Annotated in this window: 17 protein-coding genes; 6 read left to right on the plus strand and 11 right to left on the minus strand. The window is 56.1% G+C overall.

The window, feature by feature from the left end:
• Nucleotides 1-237 precede the first annotated feature (237 nt).
• The 6 genes from QD357_RS26265 to QD357_RS26290 form a co-directional block, all read right to left on the minus strand.
• Nucleotides 238-921: a DUF746 domain-containing protein gene (locus tag QD357_RS26265; RefSeq protein ID WP_414125371.1), complete on the minus strand. Its 684-nt coding sequence runs from the start codon at nt 919-921 to the stop codon at nt 238-240.
• 455 nt (nt 922-1,376) lie between these two features.
• Entirely contained in the window at nt 1,377-1,532 is a 156-nt protein-coding gene (locus tag QD357_RS26270) for a transposase (protein ID WP_414125372.1), read from the minus strand.
• A gap of 306 nt (nt 1,533-1,838) precedes the next feature.
• Nucleotides 1,839-3,140 carry a type II toxin-antitoxin system HipA family toxin gene (locus QD357_RS26275; RefSeq protein ID WP_414125373.1) on the minus strand — a complete coding sequence of 434 codons (1,302 nt, stop codon included), beginning with the start codon at nt 3,138-3,140 and terminating at the stop codon, nt 1,839-1,841.
• Entirely contained in the window at nt 3,140-3,487 is a 348-nt protein-coding gene (locus QD357_RS26280; RefSeq protein WP_414125374.1) for a helix-turn-helix domain-containing protein, read from the minus strand. The genes QD357_RS26275 and QD357_RS26280 overlap by 1 nt, the downstream gene beginning before the upstream one ends.
• Before the next feature lie 531 nt (nt 3,488-4,018).
• Entirely contained in the window at nt 4,019-4,528 is a 510-nt protein-coding gene (locus QD357_RS26285; RefSeq protein ID WP_414125375.1) for a GNAT family N-acetyltransferase, read from the minus strand.
• Nucleotides 4,529-4,531: 3 nt separating this feature from the next.
• A complete protein-coding gene (locus QD357_RS26290) occupies nt 4,532-4,828 on the minus strand; it encodes a DUF1778 domain-containing protein (RefSeq protein WP_414125376.1) in 297 nt (98 codons plus the stop codon).
• A 359-nt stretch (nt 4,829-5,187) separates the two neighbouring features.
• On the opposite strand from QD357_RS26290, the gene QD357_RS26295 reads away from it, so the two are divergent.
• Nucleotides 5,188-5,463 carry a CopG family transcriptional regulator gene (locus QD357_RS26295; RefSeq protein ID WP_414125443.1) on the plus strand — a complete coding sequence of 92 codons (276 nt, stop codon included), beginning with the start codon at nt 5,188-5,190 and terminating at the stop codon, nt 5,461-5,463.
• Between the two features lie 675 nt (nt 5,464-6,138).
• Here QD357_RS26295 and QD357_RS26300 read toward each other — a convergent pair.
• A complete protein-coding gene (locus tag QD357_RS26300; protein ID WP_414125377.1) occupies nt 6,139-6,321 on the minus strand; it encodes a hypothetical protein in 183 nt (60 codons plus the stop codon).
• An 866-nt stretch (nt 6,322-7,187) separates the two neighbouring features.
• On the opposite strand from QD357_RS26300, the gene QD357_RS26305 reads away from it, so the two are divergent.
• On the plus strand, nt 7,188-7,718 hold the full coding sequence (locus QD357_RS26305) for a hypothetical protein (RefSeq protein WP_414125378.1): 531 nt from the start codon (nt 7,188-7,190) through the stop codon (nt 7,716-7,718).
• A 343-nt stretch (nt 7,719-8,061) separates the two neighbouring features.
• Here QD357_RS26305 and QD357_RS26310 read toward each other — a convergent pair whose 3' ends face one another.
• On the minus strand, nt 8,062-8,988 hold the full coding sequence (locus tag QD357_RS26310) for a LysR family transcriptional regulator (protein WP_414125379.1): 927 nt from the start codon (nt 8,986-8,988) through the stop codon (nt 8,062-8,064).
• 248 nt (nt 8,989-9,236) lie between these two features.
• Between QD357_RS26310 and QD357_RS26315 the strand changes: the two genes are divergently transcribed.
• From QD357_RS26315 to QD357_RS26330, 4 genes are all read left to right on the plus strand, one after another.
• A complete protein-coding gene (locus QD357_RS26315; RefSeq protein WP_414125380.1) occupies nt 9,237-9,902 on the plus strand; it encodes an ABC transporter permease in 666 nt (221 codons plus the stop codon).
• A gap of 4 nt (nt 9,903-9,906) precedes the next feature.
• Entirely contained in the window at nt 9,907-10,656 is a 750-nt protein-coding gene (locus tag QD357_RS26320; RefSeq protein ID WP_414125381.1) for an ABC transporter permease, read from the plus strand.
• Nucleotides 10,657-10,721: 65 nt separating this feature from the next.
• Nucleotides 10,722-11,567 carry a transporter substrate-binding domain-containing protein gene (locus QD357_RS26325; protein ID WP_414125382.1) on the plus strand — a complete coding sequence of 282 codons (846 nt, stop codon included), beginning with the start codon at nt 10,722-10,724 and terminating at the stop codon, nt 11,565-11,567.
• An 83-nt stretch (nt 11,568-11,650) separates the two neighbouring features.
• The gene (locus QD357_RS26330) at nt 11,651-12,886 is read left to right on the plus strand and encodes a CapA family protein (RefSeq protein ID WP_414125444.1); all 1,236 of its coding nucleotides are present in this window, start codon (nt 11,651-11,653) and stop codon (nt 12,884-12,886) included.
• An 86-nt stretch (nt 12,887-12,972) separates the two neighbouring features.
• Here QD357_RS26330 and QD357_RS26335 read toward each other — a convergent pair whose 3' ends face one another.
• The 3 genes from QD357_RS26335 to QD357_RS26345 form a co-directional block, all read right to left on the minus strand.
• A complete protein-coding gene (locus QD357_RS26335) occupies nt 12,973-13,461 on the minus strand; it encodes a helix-turn-helix domain-containing protein (RefSeq protein ID WP_414125383.1) in 489 nt (162 codons plus the stop codon).
• 379 nt (nt 13,462-13,840) lie between these two features.
• Entirely contained in the window at nt 13,841-15,247 is a 1,407-nt protein-coding gene (locus tag QD357_RS26340; RefSeq protein ID WP_414125384.1) for a hypothetical protein, read from the minus strand.
• A gap of 2 nt (nt 15,248-15,249) precedes the next feature.
• On the minus strand, nt 15,250-16,467 hold the full coding sequence (locus tag QD357_RS26345) for an MFS transporter (RefSeq protein WP_414125386.1): 1,218 nt from the start codon (nt 16,465-16,467) through the stop codon (nt 15,250-15,252).
• Between the last annotated feature and the right edge of the window lie 52 nt (nt 16,468-16,519).

Consider the following 16,519-nt stretch of genomic DNA (forward strand, 5'->3'; position numbering starts at 1 on the left):
GCGGATCTCGCAGGACAATGTCGCCTATATCTTGCCTCGCCCGGACCGCGTCATGCGGCACCCTGTTGATGGTTTGTCTTGATGGACTTGGTGGCAAACGTCAATTCACTACACGGATATGGAGAGCAAATTTTGGAGAGTTCGCGTGAATTTGGTAAAGCCAGTGTGAATTTTGCACCAATGACTTTGCCTAACGCGGACAGAAACACGCATAGCGGATATTTCTTCGAAGGTGCTTCAGCGCTTGCGGCGCGATGACGGTGGGCGGGCTATGACGCGATGTTCGAGCACGAAACCAGGCTCTTGGTCGCGCAGCACGTTTGACAGGCGGGCAAACTGGCCGCAGGCATTACAACGGAACAGGCGGTCGCCATCGTCGGAAGCAAATCCGCGATAGTGCATGTGATCTGTTTCGCCACAGTTCGGGCATGGGATATCAGGTCGGATCTCCATGCCAAGCCGCACCTTTGCGTCCCAATGGCCGGTCGGATCGAGCTGTAAGATCCACTCACGCGTTCGTTCGATCCAGCGCTTTACCGTGACGGCCTTCACGCCGATAGCCTCAGCTGCTTCGGTAACTGGCCGCTGTTGCGACAGCAGGCAGATAAACAGGCTAAGCTTCCGAAACTTCAGGCCCGACAGCGGTGTCCCGGTGGTGCGGCGAAAATGCACATCGCAGGCGATGCAGCGAAATACCGGCAGAACCGGCTTCGGATGGGCTGCGCGCGTTGCCAGCACCGTCTGTCCGCTTTCGCAATGTGGGCAACGCGGTGGCGCTTCGGACAAAGACAGGATCTCGTCAAACTGGCCTTGCAGCCAGACACTAAACGCCTTGTCTTCCGTCTCGGGAATGGGCCGATAGTGCCCCGTCCGCGGCAACATGGGATCGAAGGTGCGTTTCGGAGGTGCTGCAATCGTCATCTCATGGTCCGCCTTTCGGCCGGTTGCTGCCGAATTCTCGTCAATCACGCGATTCGTTCACAGTCTGAGTTCTCTAGCATGGGGTACATGGCTCTCCAACGGCTGGTCCGCAGAGTTCGAGGCCATCGATCCATGCCGCTCGCCAGAACGCAGGCGAGTTGGCGCACGAAGGTTCAAACTATCTGCGCGCCTGTTGAACAGTGCATAACCCCACTCTCAAACGGGATCATAGCGCTCTCGACCGTCCCAGAACTTCAAGCACCCGAGACAACGTCGCCTGATCAAAGCCGACGCCGACGCGCACGCTCCGGCCATCGCCGACAACGATCTCGATTGGGCAAGGCTGCGATCGAGCAGTACAGCCTTCCGGCAAATCCGACATCGCCCACCTTGACCGGAACGGATCCCAGTCGGGCACCGCCGTTCTCAACAACACCAAATTCATGACGCCACCTTTAGACCAACGGCCGATCAATCTCGTGGCGACGAGCGACGTCCGTTACCGACGTGTCGCCGTGCAAAGTTTCCGAAACAATTGCCTCTTTGCCGGCGCGGGTGAAATTCCGGCGCCGCACACTCCCGGCCAAAATCTCAAAATCATGAATAGACACGTCGTTATCCTCGTGGTTGCCAACGTGGCGAAAACGCCAGCCTCACGAAAACAACCTCAATTCCTCAATAAAACAAGGCGGCCCTGCCCCTAGGGATACAGTTCAACCGACAACGTTTCGACGTAAGCGGCAAATGTAGTTGTTGATGGATTCTGAATCTGTGTCTGCTAAATTTGCCAAATTGGAATTGTCTTGTGATATCTCTGCCGCATAAAAGCTGAGAGCTCATCCAGCCGGCCTCCAACTTGCCGAACACTTTAGTCGACATTGTCGGGCGATGGTTCAGAAGTTCGGGATCCTGTCATCCTATGGATTTTTTCTAGCTTTGCCTCTGATTTCGCGCACTAGCGTCAGAGTATCCAGCCGCTTGAGCAACTGCACCGCTTGCTTCTCTCCCAGCAAATCGGGCACAACCGATGGCCACATCTCGAGCGCCCGAATGACGGCCGCCTCAACTTCGCGGATGATTAGTTTAGGATCAAGCCGCAGAAACCTCGCAACACGTTCGAAGCGGTGAAGATTTACGCTCTCGAAGTTGTGTGTTTTGACAAAGCGGAGCGCCATCGTATCCATGGGTGCGTAGAGTACCGTTGGCACGATATCATACGCCGGCGAAAGCCGAATCTCACCTGGCCGCGGGAAATAGAATGACCAATTCTTGAGATGATTGTCTCCGTTGCCTAGCAGCACGTCGGCAACGATGCGCCGAATTGCCTCCAGGATGTCATCTCGATGGTCAGAGCTAAATCGACTGACCATGTTGATGATGGTTTCAGTCGTTGCCATTGTATATTTTCGGTCACCAATGGCTCCAAGTATCTGGCCGGCATCCTCGATATGGATGCGACCGCCGTCTTCGGTTCGATCAAACCGGTCGACTACTAACACCATATCGCCATGAGCTAGGAGTTCCGGCGGCACGTCGCTCACAGCATCACGTGATACGAGCCGGCATCTAGCGGTCCTGACACCAACTATCCCGGCCATTTGCATCGCGGCATACTCGACCTCGGGAAGACCAGGGAAGCGATCACTTGGGACCTTTATGATACAACGACCGGTGCCACCGCGAGCGGGAGCCGTTAGCCGATCGCCAACAGGATTCCCGGTAAATTTGAGTTGTACTCCAGCAAGCGAGAACTTGACTGTTCCTTGAGGGATTGGCGCCTTGAGACCATGAACTTTTCCGAGATCCAACGGACCAGCCGAAGGCGGTATGTCAGTTTCCGGAACAGTAATGACTGCGCCAGGCAAGTCTGCACCGAGCCGTGTCAACACATCGAACTCGTCATGATCACCAGGACCCATTTCCGTCATCACGAGCTCTCGTAAAGTGCCCTCGGGTAGAAGCCCCGAAAACCATGGTGGTAGCGTGCCGTGCAGTCCGATTTTATCCCCACGCCTGGCAAGCCGATCACGCGTACCGCTGTCGTCTTCTGGATCATACCATCCCAAGCTTAGAACCGGACGGGTTGGGTCTCGCAAGAAGCCTTCTGCAACAACGAACGAAACTGCACCATCCCCATCCCGGGTAAGCGTCCCTACCCTGACGGTCCCGCGTGTATGATCAAGGATGAAGGTGCCTAGAACAGCCGCTGCTTTCGCCATCACCTATCCTCAGGATCAACGTCGTCCAAATCGATGAAAAGATCTTCAAATGCCGAGGGCACTTCCGCCGAATGTCGGACCACGGGATTTTCTTCGATCAGTGGGCGGAGCTCGGCAACACGCGACTTCGGTATCAACATCGGGACAAGATCAAGAGCGTCGCACATCTCTGCAAAAAGGGTTAGTCGATCCCGTCCAAGGCGGTTGGTAGCTAGATCGCGCTCCAATTCGGATATGCGAGCGCGGTTGCGTCCGAGCCTTGCAGCCAAATCGGGTTGGTTCAGCCCCCGCTTTCGCCGCGCAGCTAGCAACTGTTGACCGAGTATTGTGAAGATAGTCGAAATCATGCGAAATTTCGCGCCTCAGTGCAGCTACGCGCGGAATTCCGCACGTACAGCCTTATACATCAAAGAGCCCAATTCCGCAATATAGAACACAAAAAGCGGAATTCCGCTCATCTAAGTCGCGCACTGCTCTGTGATACGGGCAGCGGAATGGCCGGGCATCGTCGCTTCGATGTCATCCGTTGCATCGACGTACACACCCGGACGTGTTGAGCCACCTCTTGTTCGGGCACGAAAATGCGCGCGCTTGGCGTCAGCGGTTTCTCCGAAACGTCCAACATGGGATTACGCCGCATGTCAGATGCGCGACAATTCTCTTATCGATCACAAGTCATGGATTTCAGGCACCTTAGGTGCGCGAAAATCCTGATCGGTCTTCCTGCAGGTCGAAGCCTGCTGCTCGCAGGCGGGAGAGCATTGTCGGCGCTACACAATATCGCCGATAGGGACGATGGGCCCCACAAACGCCTTGATCGTCGAACCATCGTAGGCAACTCGACTTGTGGAAGACACGTACAATATCCGAAGCAACACTTATTCTTTGGCTACTGCAAGCGAAGCAGCGATGTCGGCAATCGAGCGGAACAAGATCAATGGGTCACTTTTGGAGGGTGCGAAACCTCGCCGCCGCCAAAATTCAGCGGCGCCCTCATCKACAGCATTGACCATCAAGGCTCGCCCGCCAATCAGCGTGGTGGCCTGAACACAGCGTTCGAGGGCGTGCTTCACAAGACCTGTGCCGATGCCGCGGCCGGCCCATTCCGTATCCGTCGCGAGTTGACCCAGAAGGAGGCAAGGAACTGGATCCGGTGGTTGTCCAGTGCGAATTGCGCGCGGCAGAATCGCCGGAACCACCGCAGTCGGTGCAAGACCAAAATATCCAACCACCCGCCGTGCCTCATGGACGACGAGAACGGCTGTAAAGCCCTTTTGCTGATTCGAGAGAGCGCGTGTCTTTAGCCAGTGATCGAGCGTGGACTTGCCGCAGCAGAAGTMGGAAGTGTCATGCGTGACGGCGAGCGGTTCGGGAGCCGATAGCGACACGGCTTACTGCTTCGCCACATAGCCGGGCTCCCAGGGTGCTGGACGCTTGGCCAGCTCCACCATCTCAGGAACCGGAACTGCCGGACGTGACAGGACGTCCATGAAGTCAGCAAATGCTTCGGGACTCATCCGGACTAGGCCCTGCTCCATGACGACCTCCTCGGCCGCGCGCACGGCGGCGTCCCGCACGAAATCAGTGCGGGAGCGACCGCGTAGGCTAGCAGCACGGTCAATCATCGCGACGTCTGCGGCGGGCAGGCGCATTGCAATCGGGTATTCCTTGCGTTCGGTGCTCGTCATTACTTGTCTCCTTGAGCGGAAGATAAGATGCTGTATCGCAAAATGCAATACATATCATCTTGCTGACAATCAGGATCGTCAAAGGAAGTTGACCAACTCGGTGAAACGATACGATGCAGAGCTTTGTCGATGCGCTACCGGGCACGAGATCGATCCAGGACATATCGATCGACGCCGACGGACAATTATGCGGTTAAGCTTGAGACACATCCGTGCCAGAAACGCATCCACCAGTTTACCTGTCACCGTCGAAACTTGCTGAACCTCCAAAGCTCCCAAGCTTTCAGGGCCGGCAATGTGTTCAGATCAAATGCAGTTGGTGTCGGGCCAGGCATCTTTACCTGCCGGCCGATCTCGTTCTGGCGGGGCAACTTGAATATGCAGCCGATCGCATTGGAGACGCGTCTCGTGCCGACCTACAGATTATGTTGCGACGTGCGGCACTTGTGATCCGGAACGCAACACCGATCCCCCTGGATGCTGAAACGGACGATACTTTGCTCTCGATTGTTGGCGAACTCGGTATGACGCGAAACGAGATGGTCCGCCACATCATCAAAGAATGGCTGGAGACGAACGCCTATCTGCCGCTGCGGGATCTGGATGAGGATGGCGACGTGGATGGCACGGCTTGAAGCGGCGAGAATTCGGTMGTCATTACACTGCTTCTTGCGTCCGCCCGTCCGGTCGGAAACCCAGGAGGAAATCAATCACCTTGGACGACGACATCTCGCACGGCTTCAGCGTCAGCCGTCCCGACAKACGATAAATGTTGAAGCTGTCGCTGTCTCTCCCGCCGAGCTCCTCGGCGAACAACCATGTTCGACGGCCGTCAAGCGATCTTGTCACGGTCGACCCCATTTTCGATCTCGGAAGTTGCCTTCGACGTACCCGTCCGGATGACACGCCAATGCCGCCTCGAAATCTTCAAGGGACCTGTTGGAGACTTGCGTTATGGCGCCAGGCATTCTTCACATATTCCGCAGCCGTCATCATGCATCCACTGACGTGACCGGAGTTGGCCGCAACAGAGGCATAGCGTTGCTCCCTCGCCGACCCTTTCGCGTCGCTTGGGTGGAAGGATTTCGATTGGTTGGAAGGATAGCGTTTCGGTCGGCAGGTCGTCCATCTCGAGACTCCAGTTCGAGGTCAACCAAGGAAATGGGGAGCCGCTCGAACAGTGGCAAGGCCACGCCAATATTCATTTAATTGTCGGCATAGTCGCTGAACAGCAGTCGGTGGGTGCCGTCCCCATAGGACGTCCTCGAGGTCGTCCGGGCCGAATTCAACGCGGTCGCCAGGTATTGCAGTCACTGTGCCACGCCGGTTATCGGATCAACGATCGGCCGCTCGCTCTCGTCCTTGCTACCAGCCGGCTGGACAGTTGCCGGCGCGAGGGACTCTTTGTCGGCCTTTTCGGGCTTTTCCGGTACGGGACTCACGTCCTTGGGACGTCGCTGCTCGGGCGTCGCATTCGTGTCGTTGGTGCTCATCGTCTTCTCCATCAGATTTGACGTGCGCCTAAGGAACAAGGATTGTCGCCACCGCTCCAACTGACCAATCGTCAGCAGGATCCGGTCCGCACTGTTGACGTCCTCGAGAGCGTGGGCCGCGGCGACCAGCGGACGGGTACCTCTCGGGTGCCCCACGCCGCTTCGTTCGCTGAGGCGACAACGTCTTCCAGGGTGTATCTGGCCGCCGCCTTCAATTCCTCGATGCGCCGCAAATCTTGGATCGTGGTGATGGGAACGGCGTGAACGGCTCCTTTCGTTGAGATGGTAACCCGCAGGACATCGGTCGGTTCCCACCGAGCCTTGACGGCTCCCGGCGGAACAACATTCATCATCACGATGAATGTTGTCCTCCACAGTTCTCTTGGCAGTATCTTCTTCAGCTATCGAAGAGAGTTGCCAAACATGCCGGCAGCGCTTATCCAATTGGATACTTTCTATATTTCCTCCCCTATGACTCCTCGCATTTTCATAAAGATTCGCACCCACTGAAATGCCAATGCATGCAAATTCAGCCCAATTGCGAGACAGGTACCGCTCTTTCAGTGTCGACGATCTGCTAGCGGATGCCTCGTTTGCAGCGGCTCTCCGCGACGCAGCATTGGAGTTGCTGACAATCCATCGCACGGCGCCGAGAGTGGTGCGCTATGTCGCCGATCTGCAGAAGTGGCTGCTCAGCCAGGCGACATTGGCAATGCATTTTGAGCGAAAGCTCAATCCGAGCTGCCCGCCAGTTACGGTCTCCAATCTGAGAAAATTCTTAGTCGAGAACCATATTGCTAGCCACAACACAGCGATCTCGCATCTGAAGGAGATGGCACACTACAAGCTATTCGAGCCGGTAGAAAATGCGGACCGACGTAACCAATGCCATGCAGGCTGCCGCCCATACAGAGCAGCTTATCCGGCAATGGCTCGACGGACACTTGCGCTCGCTTGACAGCATAGATGCTGGCGATCGACATCAGCGGTCCAACGCCGACCCGACGATACTATTTCGAGCCCAGCCGCAAATCGCGCGTCGCCTCTTCCATCATCCAGACTGGTACAGCCCTCCCGAAAACATCATGCTCTTCGTCAAGTCGGAATCCGGCAGCAACATATTGCACGATCTTATGGCGCGTGTACCGGCAACAGCGGAGGTGGCTGAGCGCTCGTGGATAGGTGCGGTCTCCGCACGGCTTGCCGCTGCCGACTATCTCATTTCCCGCAGTMATGCCGGCAGGCTGCTCGCGATCGCCCAATCCAAGGGGCTATTAGGATGGAAGACGGCTAAGAAGAGCGGTGACTGCTGGATTTCGGCCAACCTGGTGCTCGACTATAGACGGTGGCAGGCCGTCAAATTTTCCGTCATCTCAGATGTCTTGGCGGATATCTAGGGGTTTGGGGCGGCCGAGCCGGTGAAGTGCAGGCAGTGTTCGAAGAGATAACAAATTTCATCTTACCGCCGTGCAAAGGCAGCAAGATCCTCGATTGGTCAACTCCTCGGCTCAACGACGCTTCTGACTATTTGCCGTGGGTGCTGAACGGTGGGGCGTCTTCTTATTCAGTGTGTACGTACCCTCGCTATGGCGTCTGACCGTTGTCGCGGCTCGACGACGGGCTGGTAGATTAATGGACGGTCCGAGCTGCGCATCCAAAACGGCCAACTACCACCATGCGAGCAGGATCACGTTTCTCACGCTCAGATTGTCTGCTATAGACTGCCCCGTCCTGTCGCTCTCAGGACCATGCCACCCGTGCCAGCGACCGCCCTGCCATTACGGCCACCTGCTCGATGGCGTAGCGCAGCCCCTCACTTAATTGGCGCTCCTTTTGCCAAAAAACGATGTAGTGGTAGATCGCTCCTGGCTCGAAGGGTCGAAATTCTGCACCGAGACCAGAGTACTCCTTCGCGATTATCTCGTTCGTGACAGAGACGCCGATGCCTGCCATGACGAAGCCCACGTCATGACCATTGGCGTCATATTCGACAACAATTTGTGGCGTTGCCCCCAGATATCGAACTGCGTTGACGCTCATTTGGTGGGAGGCAAACTGCGGATCGATGTCGATAATTGCCTCGCCGACGAGATCTTCGGCGGTGACAAGCGGCTGCGATGCAAACCGGTGATTGGGCGGAAACAGACAGACATTCGTGGCCGCGCCAATGGGCGTCCAATCAAAGACGCGTTCGTCGAGAGGCAAGCGCGAAATGCCGAGATCCGCGCGGCCGTTTAACACATGATCTGCGATCTGCTGATAAGTGCCCGATTTAATCTGAACGGTATAAGAACGACTTTTCTCGCGGATCTTTTTCACCACGCGCGGCAGCGTTCCGAACGAGAACGCGCTTGGGGCCGCGATCGCGATCACCCGCGTATCATTGCTCTTAAGAAACTCTATTGCTGGCCCTATTCGGTCGAGACCAGCAAACGCGGCATCGATCGTGCGCAAAAACTCCCATGCCTTATCGGTCGGGATCAATCTGTTGTTTTCCCGGCGGAAGAGTGCAAATCCAATCGTCTCCTCCAGTTGTTTGATGTTTTGACTGACCGCCGGCTGCGTTATCCGCAACGCCTGCGCGGCGAGCCTTTCCGAGCCCGCACGCATGACCTCGCGCAGGATTTGAAGCTGCCGGATCCGAACTCCTGAACCATCGATATCCACAACGCGGTCCCTCGACTGTGATGTCGCGCAACGCCCAGTTCATAAGCAGCGCTTATCGAAACTTCTTTTATCTTATAAATTGACCGCGGAAAGTCAAAGTATATTGTTGATTATATGACACGTTAACCAAGAGTTAGTTAGATATAAATGCTCGCCAATTGGTTATTTTTTGATTTTTTCGAATATTTTTTATTTTTGTTTCGGCGCCATAAACTGAAATATTCGGTATATAGAGAGGAGATGCTGATTTGTACGACTTCATAGATCAGTTCATCTACGGGATGAAGAATACGATTGTTGTCTTTTTCCTGAGTTGCGCTTTGGGAACTTCATTAGGCTTGCTTATCGCGATTTTCGGGAACTCACGCCGAAAAGCCATCGCAGCCTGCTTGCGGACCTATACGGGGGTCATCCGGGGCGTTCCCGAACTCCTGATCATCCTGCTGATGTATTTCGGAGGAACAGCCTTCTTGAGCATGATTGTCGGCCGCTATATCGAGATCAATGCATTCGCAGCCGGGGTTACGGCATTGACCATCGTGTTCGGCGCCTATGCTGCCGAGATATTTCGCGGTGCGATCAATGCAATTGCACCAGGCCAAAGAGAAGCCGCGATGGCGCTCGGGCTGCCGCGGTGGCAGATCTGGCTTCTGATCATCATTCCGCAAATGATCCCGGTMGCTCTACCCGCCTTCTGCAATCTTTGCATCTCCTTGGTCAAGGATACATCCTTGATCTCCGTCGTGGGTCTGACAGACGTGATGCGGGTCGCCTATGTGGGCGCAGGTTCCATGCGCGCGCCCCTTCCCTTCTATCTCGCCGCATCGGCGATCTATCTCATGCTCACCAGCCTTTGCCTGCTCTCCTTTAAGCTCATCGAGCGTCGCTACTCGATCCCATTTTGGAAAGGTTGAAGCAATGAATACCGCTGTTGCGCTGGACGCACTATTCACCCTTCCGCGCGGCCTGGTTCTGACTTTGGCGCTCACATTCGCATCGCTCGCGGCCGGTTTTGTGATCTCGGTTCCTCTCGCATTTCTGCGTGGATCGACCAATCCTTGGGCGTCCGCATCAGTCCAGGCATATACCTATGCCTTTCGCGGCACGCCGCTGCTGGTGCAACTTTTCCTGATCTACTATGGCATCGGCCAGCTTTCCTTTGTCCGCCAGAGCTTGCTCTGGCCAGTGATGCGCGAACCGTTCTGGTGCGCATTCATCGCCTTCACGCTGAACAGCACCGCCCACACCACGGAGGTCCTTCGCGGTGGTATCCAGGCGGTCCCGCAAGGGCAGATCGAGGCTGCCAAATCTCTTGGTCTATCCCGGCTCCATACGATTTACTTGATCACTTTTCCTCTGGCCATCCGTATCGCGCTTCCCGCCTACGTGAATGAGGTCATTGGAATGCTGAAGGCAAGTTCACTCGCAAGCACGATCACATTGCTGGAGATAACGGGTCTCGCACGTCAACTTGTCTCTGAGACATTCGCGCCGTACGAGGTCTTCGTTGTCGCAGGCGCATTCTACCTGCTGCTCACCCTCATGATTACTCGCGGTTTCCAGGCTCTTGAGGTGCATTGGTCGCGCCCAAACAAACCGCCGAGCGTTGCGATCGCGAGCAGCCCAAAGAAGAGGCCAAAGCCATTGCTGACCACCGCGGCGTCTTAAGCTGTGTCGAGGTCGGACCTATCAACCATGAAATAGTCAAACTCAACGAAGGAAGGACGTCTCTCATGAAACGAGCAGCCCTGCTTGCCTTGTGTTCCGTGCTTGTCAGCACCACAGGTTTATGCGCTTTCGAAAAGAAAACGATCACCATTGCGTCCGAAGGCGCATCGCCGCCCTGGAACGCCTTAAATGCCGAAGGCAAGCTTGTCGGGTTCGACATCGATGCGGGCGAGGAACTCTGCCGGCGCATGAACCTCGAATGCATTTTCGTGGCGCAGGATTGGGATGGGATCATACCGGCTCTGACCGTCGGAAAATTCGATGCCATCATGTCCGGCATGGCAATAACCGAGAAACGGAAGACGTCGATCGCCTTTTCTCGGCCTTACGCCGGCGGCTTTAATCAGCTTGTCGTGCGCAAGGATCTGGATCTACCGCCGACCGACACGTCGATGAAATTGGACCTCACCAACGTCGACGCCGACAAGCAGGCTGTCATTGATCAGCTTCGAATAGCACTCGCCGGCAAAACCCTCGGCGTCTTGCGATCATCAAATTCGGAAGCCGTCCTCAATGATTTGTTCGGCAAGGTGGCGACGATCAGGAGCTACGATTCCCAAGACAACATGCATCTAGACCTCGCGGCCGAACGCATCGACGGCGGGCTCGCCGACTATTTCACCTGGAAAGCCTTCCTCGATAGCAAAGACGGCGGGACCGCAACTTTGTACGGCCCGCAACTCTCTGGAGGTTTGTGGGGACCTGGCGTCGGCGTCGGGCTTCGCAAAAACGACGCCGAACTCGTCGCTGCCTTCGATGGTGCCATTGCGGCCGCCACACAGGATGGAACGCTGAAGCGGTTAAGCGAACAATGGTTCAAGATCGACGTTTCGCCGCAGGTTTCGAAATAGAAGCACGCTGCCCGCCCTGTGCATTTCCCGAGAACGGCTTGGTGCATGGGGAACTCGATGATCCCAAACTGAAGGAAGAGTGTATGTCCGCCCCTTTTTCCGTTGCTCTGACCGGTCAGTCGCTCATTCGCCATGACCTGCAGACGATCAGCGACCGGCGCCTTAATGAAGTCGTCCAACTTCTCAAGACGAGTGACGTCGTCTTCACCAACCTCGAGACGACGATCTACGGGCGCTATGGCGGCTGGCCCCTCAAGGGCTCCTATTTCGGCGCCGCCGCACCCTCAGTTCTGGCGGCGTTGAGAGAGCTTGGCTTTAACAGCCTGGCTTTGGCAAACAACCATGCCTTTGATCTTGGCCCCTCGGGCATCCTATCGACACTGGAGGAAGCGTCTGCCCAAGACTTTCTTCACGCCGGCATCGGCGTCGACCAGCATCAAGCTGCAAAGATCGAAAAGAAGATGCGCGGATCGAGGACGGTTGGGCTCATCGCCATGGACGCTGGTCCCGGTCCGTCGTTCATGTATGCCGAAGATGCCGTCGAAGGCCGTATGGCAAGACCCGGCATTAACAGGCTCAAGGTTTCCAGGGTATTCGAGCTGGAAGTGGAAACCTTCAATATGCTTCGCTCCATTCAAAAGCGGTTCCTAAGTTCCGATCTGGAACGGGCGAATTATGCGCAACCGGAGGATCCACCTCAGACAAATGCCAAGGACGAAATCGATTTCTATGGAACGGTGTTTCGGAGATCCGACCAGTACGCCCGGCGCATTGTGATCGACAGACAGAGCGCGTGGAACCAACTTTCTGCGATCGTGGAAGAGGCGGGCCGCGGCACATTCGTCATCGTCTACTTACATCACCACCACTGGGAACCGAGCTGGCAGCAGGTGCCGCCGTGGGTCCAGGATTTTGCGCATAATTGCGTTGACGCCGGCGCCGGTCTTTTCGTCAGTCACGGAGCGCCGGTTTTGCAAGCAATCGAGATATACCGTGGCGCCCCAATTTTCTATGGTCTCGGCAACTTCATCTTCCATACGGATAAAGATGAGCAGGAATGGAGTCCGCCCGAAGTTTGGAAGAGTATTGTTGCTAGCTGCAACTTCGAGACGGGCGGACGTTTGCGAGAGATCAGCTTGCGCCCGGTCATCGTCGGCGGTCCTGAAGCACTCTCGGATCGACAGCTTGAGCGCCTCCCCTTTCCCGTGTTTGCCGAGGGCAAATTGGCAGACGACATTTTCGACGATCTCGCCGACCGAAGCGCCGGCTTTGATACTGTCGTGTCACACGAAAACGGCATCGGTCGGATCATCCTGTAAGGCTTAAAATCCACCCTCTCGACGCTCCCGCAGTCCGAGCTCAACATTGGCAGCCCTTGCGGCCGCCAATTTTGCCTATCCTTTCGCTAGCTATCAGCCTCCGGCCGCTCTTCCATCTCTTCGTCGGCAATGGAGCTGACCAGCGCCACGACCCGGCTGCGGACACGTGGCGGAAGCAGCAGAACGTCCTCGATCAGACGGCGGCCTTCCGCGGTGGAGATATAGGCGATGCGGTCATCGACCTCGGTCACGATTTGCGGATCCACTGCGCCTTCGGGATCGGGAAGGCCCTCGAAGAATTTGGCGACGGGGACCCGGAGCCGTTTGGCGACCTCATAGAGCATCGAGGCGCTGACGCGGTTCCTGCCGTTTTCGTATTTCTGCACCTGCTGGAAACTGACGCCAATGCCGGCGCCAAGATCACCGAGCGATACATTCGATTGTATCCGGCGGATACGGATCTGCTGTCCGACATGCAGATCGACGGGATGCGCTGACTGGCTTTCGATGCTCGGCTGCTTGCTTTGCCCACGTCTCGACGATCGGACTTGTGCGGCTGCTGTACGGCGATTCATGGTCGACACCCCGACTGGAGAGTTTCATGCGGTACGCCCCCGCTGAAAACTCGCTCAACCCACTGATCGGGGAGTGCAAACCGTACGAGACGGCCCTATGGCCTTTAGCTCCGAGGAGCCTGGACATACGCCACAGGCTCCCCGACCCAAAAAGGTCAAGGAGTGTGGTGCCGTACCGGCCGACACCAACCGCTCGTAGGGGTTTGCAGCCCCAAGGCAGCGCGTACTGCCTCACAGAAAAAGATAGAGGAATTCGTTTTGCTTCGCAACCGAATTCTCTACAAGATTCAATGGCTTCGTCTTGGAAACACGCGTCACTTCGCAGAGCGACAAATCCGCGAATTGCAGATACAGTGATAGGCGAGTTATTTGAGCACGATCAGGAAAACGCCCATTCCGGCGCATCCGTGCTCAGCTTCCCGGATGAAAAAGCCGCGGCCAGATCCGCCCACAGCGGATCCTCCGTAAAGCTCGACAAAGGTCCGGAAGCGTCCTCGATCCTCATCTGGCCAAATCGCTCCAGAAGGCTCGATACCCCGTTGCTGCCGGGTGTGTTCAGCAGAGAAAATGGCTCGCATGGCGCGGAAATGACGCGATGGCCCCACGCGCCCGGCCGATCATCCTCAGACAGAGCGGCGAGAAGCTCCGCGTCACGATCGCCGCTCTTCAGCGCTTCACCGAATGCCCAGCGCATCAAGGGATAATAGACCGTGTGGCGACTTCCGCCGAGAACGCGCACGCCGGGCAAGATCGATGTGACGATAAACATCAACAGGAGATTCGGAATGATCCGTCCGTTCGCCAAGGCCGCGCCAAGAGCTGCGGGTGAAAATTCGACATGGAAATCCTCGATACCCCTCGGCCGAAGAACCGCACGATCGAGCCACAATGGAAAAAGCCGCCCGTCGATACAACCCCAGAAGAAATGGGTCGAATTTTTCAGCCAACCTTGCCAGGCAGTATCAGAGAGTCGATCGATGCCATCGAGAAGCCGTCTCGCAAAACTGATATCCTCGATCAGCCGTGCTCGCAGCCAGGATTGCTCATTAGAAAGATGATCCCCTACCAGATCGACGACATCGTGATCATCGAGTTGAAGGAAGTCGATCTGACTGTCGAAATAGCGCCTCCAGAGACGAAAGTTTGCCGCCTTGATCGCTTCGGCAGCCGACGGGAATTCGCCGGCCGGCAAGATCCCTCGAAGACGACAGATTGCGTCCGTCTCGCCACCAGCCCGATCGACATTCTGGAGCTGAAAGCTGTAACCGTTGTTTCTGCCCAAGATGCTGTAGGGGATCATCTTGCTGCGTGACAAGCCAAACACATTGATCGCCTGGCCATCAATGTGCAGCCAGGCAGGACCTTTGCGACCGCGCTCCACGAATTTGACGGTCGAACAACCATAGGAAATGTAGCATCTCCTTCCACGGGCGCGGAGCCCCATCAGCGAGAAGAGATGGGTATAAAATGCATCGGGCTCGATCAACAGGTGTAGGTGCGGACCGGTTTGCAGCACCGGGGCAGCTTCGATCTCTCTTTCAAATCTCGATACTTGCTCTCCCGAAAAGCCACGGCGCTGCGCGACCTTTCCGATCCGCGAGCGCAATAGCGACAGGGCTTGCTGTCGGGGGGCGCAGTCCGATTGATAAGAGGCGACGGCGAAGACCGCATTGGCATAGTCTGCCACCGGAACTCCCGCAAACGGACGGGCCCAGGGAAACAACTGAAATATGAGAGCCTGAAGCTCGTCCTTGGATATCAGTTCTGTGCCGATTGACGTCTCCATCCTCAAATGAGCCGGCTTTCCGCCGAACCTCCCCGATTCATCCAGCAGCAGAAGAAGAGAGCAGCGGCGATCATGACCGTGCCGAAAAGCCCGAAAATTTCCGAGGGCAGGATCGCGTTTCCGAAAACGCCGATGATGCCGTATGCCAACAAGCCAATGGCGACGCAGACCGTATGAATCTGGCTCCGCGCACGTCCCAGCGCATCGATCGAGACAGTCGATTGAACCTGAACGTCAATCAGAACCCGCGCGATGTTGTAGCTCAATCCCAGGATTGCCATTTGAATGAGAGCGAAGAAAAAGCTTTGGTAGAACCAAAAGCCAAGAAGAAACATGCCGGCAAGCACCAAATGGACGAGAATGGTCTGCAGTCGCCAGAACCCACTGCGCAAGAGAAAGATCGCGCAGCCGGCAATGGAGCCGACGGCCCAGGCCGCCTCAAGACATCCKAATTGCAGCGCCGTTCCGTCCAGTTCTCGGATCACATAAGCGGAGGCCAACATGTTCACAAACATGCCCATTGCATAAATCAGTGCGTACATGGCTGCGCTGGCCTTTAGCTGCCCAAGTGTCAACGTCGTCGGCAGCAGATCAGAGCGACGAAATTCGCCAGCTATTGAGCGGTGATGAGACAAAGAAAACTGGCGCATGCGGCTCATGGCCAGCAGCCCTAAGAGTGACAGGGCAAAGAACCCACTTGGCAACAGAGGCGCTAACTCGCGGCCGACGGCACTCAGAATGAACCCGGTCACAATGGCCGCCAGCAGATTGCCGGCTTGCATTCCAATATAGGCGCTCGAATTGAATGATCCGAGATTTTCGGCGCGCGCAATGGACGGGATCAAAGCCTGCAAAGACGTTGCATAGGTTCTGTCGATGATCGCAAAGATGGTCCAAGATAAATAGAGGACGAAAAGCGGATCGGCGAACAGGAATGCGAGTGCTGTCGACAACGCTAGAGCCAAGCGCAGTAGATCGCAGGCTATGCAGACCACGCGACGGTCAAACCGATCAATCAGTGCACCGCCGATATTACTCGTGAACAGTTCGGCAGCACCGCCGAGCGCGAGCAGAACCGCAAGAGCACTGGTGCCATGGGTAATGTCCACGGCGATCCAGGCCGCCAGCACGAAATACGCATTACGCCCGGCGGAAGACGTGACAACACAGAACAGATAGATGCCGGAAGTTGTGTTCCTCCCGATCAATCCGCCAAACAATATCCCGACTCCATCTGCAATCCTCACGATAATTTTGTGAGTGCATCCTATT

Source organism: Rhizobium sp. BR 317, assembly GCF_047445835.1.
Lineage (GTDB): Bacteria > Pseudomonadota > Alphaproteobacteria > Rhizobiales > Rhizobiaceae > Rhizobium > Rhizobium paranaense.

Bases quoted from the DNA above. Each gene is read 5' to 3' on its own strand.
- QD357_RS26275 (WP_414125373.1), bottom strand. From the start codon at position 3,140: ATGGCGAAAGCAGCGGCTGTTCTAGGCACCTTCATCCTTGATCATACA.
- QD357_RS26335 (WP_414125383.1), bottom strand. From the start codon at position 13,461: ATGAATCGCCGTACAGCAGCCGCACAAGTCCGATCGTCGAGACGTGGG.
- QD357_RS26280 (WP_414125374.1), bottom strand. From the start codon at position 3,487: ATGATTTCGACTATCTTCACAATACTCGGTCAACAGTTGCTAGCTGCG.
- QD357_RS26340 (WP_414125384.1), bottom strand. From the start codon at position 15,247: ATGGAGACGTCAATCGGCACAGAACTGATATCCAAGGACGAGCTTCAG.
- QD357_RS26325 (WP_414125382.1), top strand. From the start codon at position 10,722: ATGAAACGAGCAGCCCTGCTTGCCTTGTGTTCCGTGCTTGTCAGCACC.
- QD357_RS26290 (WP_414125376.1), bottom strand. From the start codon at position 4,828: ATGACGAGCACCGAACGCAAGGAATACCCGATTGCAATGCGCCTGCCC.
- QD357_RS26320 (WP_414125381.1), top strand. From the start codon at position 9,907: ATGAATACCGCTGTTGCGCTGGACGCACTATTCACCCTTCCGCGCGGC.
- QD357_RS26330 (WP_414125444.1), top strand. From the start codon at position 11,651: ATGTCCGCCCCTTTTTCCGTTGCTCTGACCGGTCAGTCGCTCATTCGC.
- QD357_RS26265 (WP_414125371.1), bottom strand. From the start codon at position 921: ATGACGATTGCAGCACCTCCGAAACGCACCTTCGATCCCATGTTGCCG.
- QD357_RS26300 (WP_414125377.1), bottom strand. From the start codon at position 6,321: ATGAGCACCAACGACACGAATGCGACGCCCGAGCAGCGACGTCCCAAG.